This window comes from Weizmannia sp. CD-2023 (assembly GCF_036225245.1).
Taxonomy (GTDB): Bacteria; Bacillota; Bacilli; order Bacillales; family Bacillaceae_C; genus Weizmannia; species Weizmannia faecalis.
Window position 1 is genome coordinate 1 of sequence record NZ_JARTJQ010000067.1, and the last position, 4,956, is coordinate 4,956.

The 4,956-nt window shown below is 37.9% G+C and carries 4 protein-coding genes and 1 rRNA gene; all 5 read right to left on the reverse strand.

Translation table 11 applies throughout. The annotated features are described in order from the left end of the window. Positions 1-29 precede the first annotated feature (29 nt). Positions 30-497, reverse strand: coding sequence for a hypothetical protein (locus tag P9687_RS09515; protein ID WP_328228810.1), 468 nt, complete (start codon positions 495-497; stop codon positions 30-32). After that, entirely contained in the window at positions 490-1,266 is a 777-nt protein-coding gene (locus P9687_RS09520; RefSeq protein ID WP_035183326.1) for a MurR/RpiR family transcriptional regulator, read from the reverse strand. Before P9687_RS09520 ends, P9687_RS09515 begins: the two co-directional genes overlap by 8 nt. Positions 1,267-1,343: 77 nt before the next feature. Beyond that, positions 1,344-2,951, reverse strand: a complete 1,608-nt coding sequence (locus tag P9687_RS09525) for an alpha-glucoside-specific PTS transporter subunit IIBC (RefSeq protein ID WP_052042141.1) — start codon at positions 2,949-2,951, stop codon at positions 1,344-1,346. 171 nt (positions 2,952-3,122) lie between these two features. Beyond that, entirely contained in the window at positions 3,123-4,475 is a 1,353-nt protein-coding gene (locus P9687_RS09530) for a 6-phospho-alpha-glucosidase (protein ID WP_035190029.1), read from the reverse strand. A gap of 280 nt (positions 4,476-4,755) precedes the next feature. Beyond that, positions 4,756-4,871, reverse strand: a 5S ribosomal RNA gene (rrf, locus tag P9687_RS09535). Between the last annotated feature and the right edge of the window lie 85 nt (positions 4,872-4,956).

Genomic DNA, 4,956 nt, shown 5'->3' on the forward strand with positions numbered 1-4,956 from the left:
AAAATCCTTGTCAAATCTGGAACTTTTGCTTATTCAGCAAGCCCTAATTTAAGCAAGACAAAATCACAAAACATATACATTACAAGAAAAGCTCCAAGCATTGATAAATAGCTGGCATCATTTCTCAAATTGGATAACTTCATTTTTTTATTTGGAGAAGATAAAATCAATAGCACAATAAAAAAGGCAATTAAAAGATTCCCCAACAAAAGCTGGATCAACGCCGATAAGTAAATGGCCAGCATAAAAAGATCATGATTATTTAAATGAACTTTAAGATGATACAGATAATATCCCATCAGCAGATCAAGGCAGGAAGCGATCAGCATGACAGCAGAAAAAGGGCTGCTTGAAAACAGTTCTTTAAAAGATGTTGGATATATAGCAACAATCACACATAAATAAATCATATAAAAAACAGGGACGAGAAAAAACAGGGCAATCATCATATTAAATATTTTTGTTTCATTTCCAACAAGCCTTCTTATTTTATCCATTTTGTAAGCCCCCGTTTTCCAATTGCTCAGTAAACAGCTTGTAATGCAAGGAAAAAAGTTCAACCAGAATGTATAAGCTGACAATGCTTCTATGCCATGGTTTATGAAACTCGGATGCATAGTAATAAAGATTGTATGTTGAAATGCCGGCCAATTTATTTGTCCCAAATTGTGTGATGCTGACCATTTTTATATTTCTTCTTTTAAAATCCTTTGCTATATTGACAATTCGTTCATTATTGCCACTCAATGAAATTAAAAATACGATGTCTTTTTCATTTAACGCTTTCTCTGCTACCGATAATTCTTCTAACGCCGGGAAGTTCGTCACAAATTTTCCTGAGTATATAAAGTTTCTTGTAATCTTTTCCGCAGCCATTTTTTGCTCCCAACCTGTGCCATAGGAAAAGATACGGCTGGCTTCCATAATAGAACGAAACATTTCCGTGTGATGGACCGTATTAAAATATTTGATGGTTTTATCAACGTCTTCTTGCATTTGGTAATTTAGATTTTCCGGCTGGCCGGTCATTCCTTTCAACGTGTTTTCTTCCTTTTTGATTTCATATTTTAATTCGGAAAAACCCGAGTACCCAACCTTCTTGATGGTTCTGAACAAGAAAGAAGCGGAAACATGGCAAAGCTTGCTAATTTCATTTAAAGTTGAATTGCTAACAATATCTTTATGTTCAATAATAAAATTCAGACATTGTATTTCATCTGAATTTAATTGTTGGAAGCTTTGATTCACTTTTTGTTCCAAATCCATAGAGAGTCAACACCCTTTCTTGTGTCCTTACATCCAATTTTATCACTAAATAAGATGTTGACTCTATCCAAAAAGTTTTATTGTTTCAACAGTTCTTCAAATTTTTCCCTGACTTGGGGGACATCCAACCCTACGATGACTTGGAATGCTCTTCCTGCTCTCACAACACCCGCAGCTTTTCCCGCTTTAAATGCGCTATCCGGTTTCACTTTCTGTGGATCTACTACTGTCACTCTTAACCTGGTAGCACAATTGGTCACATCACTGATATTTTCTTTTCCGCCCAACGCATCCAGGTAAATTGCCGCTCTTTCCGAATAAGGATCTGTGTAGGATGCTGCAGCTGTTTCTTGCACCCCTTGTGCTAATTTTTTATTTTTATAATCCTGTTTTGTCTTTAATGTAATTTCTTCTTCCTCATCCGCTTCCCTGCCTGGCGTTGCAAAGTTGAATTTTAAAATGAAAAATCTGAATACAAAGAAGTAAATAGCCGTGAATATCAGCCCAACTACAATTTGCGTTAAATATGTTGCCCAGTGATTTTGAAAAAGCGGAATCCAGTTTTTCCCGGCCATATCAATAATGCCTCCGCTCAAATCACCTACTACACCAAATAAATACAATGTCGTATCTAATGTTGCTGCCAAAAGGGAATGAATCACCCATAAAAGCGGCGCTACGAATAGGAATGTAAATTCAATTGGTTCGGTAATACCGGCAAGTACAGATGTAATGACTGCCGGTACCAGCAGGGCCAATACTTTTTTCCTGTTTTCTTTCTTTGCCGTAAAGTAAAATGCCAAAGCAATTCCTGGTATACCAAAAACCTTTTCATTGCCATACATCAGGAATCCCATTTGTGGTGCCATTGATTTCAGTGATTCCTTACTATTAGCAAATGTCTCCAAGTGCATAAGCCACCATTTCGTTAGGCCTTCCGGAACTGCGGCTGGCCCATATTGGAAAGGGATATAAATAAAATGATGAAGACCTGTTGGAATTAAAACACGTTCAAGGAAACAGTAAATCCAAACCCCAACAGGACCTGCATGAGCCATGAATGATTGTAATGATCCGATGCCGAATGAAATTTTCGGCCAAATTAAACAGGTAATGAATGCCAAGGGCAAAGCGGCAAAAAAGCCAAGAATGACGACGAAAGCAGATCCCTGGAAGGTACCCAAAAAGTCAGGTAATTTATAGTCAAAAAATCTGTTATGCAAATAGACAACGATTCCCGCTATAATTAAGGCACCAATGATGCTTGTATTAAAAGTTTTAATGCCGGCAATCATTTTTAAGCCTTCGTTTGTGCTATTTTCAGCTAAAGCCCTTCCGTAATGCATAATTCCAAAAAATTTCCCCCAGTGGGTAAGAATGGCCGCTATAAAATAATTCCATGTAAGATACGTAACCAAAGCTTCCATTGCAGCTCTTCCGGAAGCTTTTTTTGCCAGCCCGATAGGCAGGCCGACGACAAATAATAATTCTATTTGATTAAATACTGTCCATGAACCTTGTTGTACAGTATCCCATATGCCGTACCATAAAGTCCCTTCACTTGCAATCTTTCCAAAAACAGACGGATTGCAAAATAATATACTGATGGCCAGCATAATGCCAGCAAATGAGAAAAGTAAAACAGGTGTAAACATTGCACCGCCAAATCTTTGTATACTTTTCATCGTTATCCTCCAGACCGGAAACCGCTTTCCTTTTTAGGAATATGATGAGAAGCGATAAGATCTTTTTTCTTTTTAAAAAGATTTACCGCTCCTCATTTTTGGTTTCACTTAGTAATGATATAAAGGAGCATGTTTAAATTTATTATCCCTTTAGTTGATTACCTTGTTTGATCAGCTTAAAACTGGTTCAGGACGCCCGATTTTTAATTCCGGCCAGTAATCCTTATTTGCTTCAACCAGTTCATCCAAAATAACTTTGGCCAATCCTGCATCTGGTACAATCTTACTTAAGCTTAATGCTTGCCATAATTTCGTATATGAACCCTCTGTCCAGGCATCGACAACCAGGTTTTCAACACTGTTTTGTTCCTCAATCAGCCCTTTTTGGAAGCGCGGGATTTTACCCTGGGCAAGTGGTTCAGGCCCATTTGCACCAATTAAGCAAGGAATTTCAACCATTGTATCAGAATCCAGATTTTCTACTGCCCCTTTATTTGGTGTAATGACAAGCATGCGTTCTTTTGTGTTATAAGCAATCGCACGGCATAAATCAATAATGTAAGAAGCATGTTCATCTGATTTAAAGGCGCTGTTTTGTGCTGTTCCGGATTCCGTAATTTTGGCACATTCTTCAAAAACAAATTTTTCGCGGCCCAATCTGATTTCATCCGTCCTTGTATGATTCGGATCAGAATGTTTCACAACTTCCTGCGGATATAGATAGTATTTCAGATAAGTGTTCGGCAATGTTTCTGGATCGAGTGCATAGACATTTTTAGCCATTTCAAAAGTCTCTCTCCAGCTTTTTTCTGTCCCGCTTTCATCAGGCAAAATATATCCGTGTTCCCTGACATAGGCTTGAAGTTGCGGCATTAAATTATTGCCTTTCTTATCTCTTACCGCTGTCCACCAACCAAAGTGATTCAATCCATAATAGTCGAAATCTAGTTCTTTATAAGAATCTAATTTTAATATTTTTGCCATCCGATCCATAATTCCAATCGGCATATCACAGATATTGATAATTTTAGATTTCGGTCTTAAGCGATTTGTAGCTACAGCCACGATAGCAGCAGGATTTGAGTAATTCAACATCCAAGCATTTGGAGAATATTTTTCCATATAATCAATAAGCTCTAAAACGCCGCCGATCGACCTTAAACCGTAAGCAATTCCTCCGGGCCCTGTTGTTTCTTGACCGACAACCCCGTGTTTTAATGGAATTTTTTCATCTTTTTCGCGCATTTCATATTTTCCAACCCTGATTTGCGCCATTACAAAATCGACATCTGAAAACCCTTCTGCCGGATTGGTCGTTGCCAAAAATTCTATTTCTGGGGCCCTTTCCTTAATCATGATGGCGCAAGCATCCGCAACTTTTTGCTGCCGCTCCCCATCATTATCGTAAAACTTTAAACTTCTAATTGGAAATTTGTCTAAATTGTCGAGTAACGTTAAAACAATTCCTGGAGTATAAGTACTGCCTCCGCCGGCGATGACTACTGAAAATTTTTTATCTGACATAATAGATCTCTCCTTAAAGAAAACGTTATCTTTATTACATGATCATTATCTCACGAAGAAAAAATTATTCAATAAGATGAAATTGTTTAAAAAATAAATTTGCAAACAAAAAAGAATTTCATTTTCCGAAAAATATTTCATTGATTTTTGTCGCCTTTTTATATTCTTCATAAAGCAACGATTTTGAGTAAAACAGGCTGTAATCCGGCAAAAGCAGTAAGGTGTGTTTTATATACAGGTACGAAAAAACCGCAGACGATTTGTCTGCGGTTCTCTTTTGGCCCGGCAACGTCCTACTCTCGCAGGGGGAAACCCCCAACTACCATCGGCGCTGGAAAGCTTAACTTCCGTGTTCGGGATGGAAACGGGTGTGACCTTTCCGCCATCATCACCGGACCAGTATAATTTTGGGATGTGTTCCCTGAAAACCGGATGGGAGAAAAAACTGTAAACGGAGAATAGCTTTGGTTTCTAACTTTGA

Excerpts from the sequence above, each read along its gene's own strand:
- P9687_RS09525 (WP_052042141.1), bottom strand. The coding sequence starts at position 2,951 with ATGAAAAGTATACAAAGATTTGGCGGTGCAATGTTTACACCTGTTTTA.
- P9687_RS09530 (WP_035190029.1), bottom strand. The coding sequence starts at position 4,475 with ATGTCAGATAAAAAATTTTCAGTAGTCATCGCCGGCGGAGGCAGTACT.
- P9687_RS09515 (WP_328228810.1), bottom strand. The coding sequence starts at position 497 with ATGGATAAAATAAGAAGGCTTGTTGGAAATGAAACAAAAATATTTAAT.
- P9687_RS09520 (WP_035183326.1), bottom strand. The coding sequence starts at position 1,266 with ATGGATTTGGAACAAAAAGTGAATCAAAGCTTCCAACAATTAAATTCA.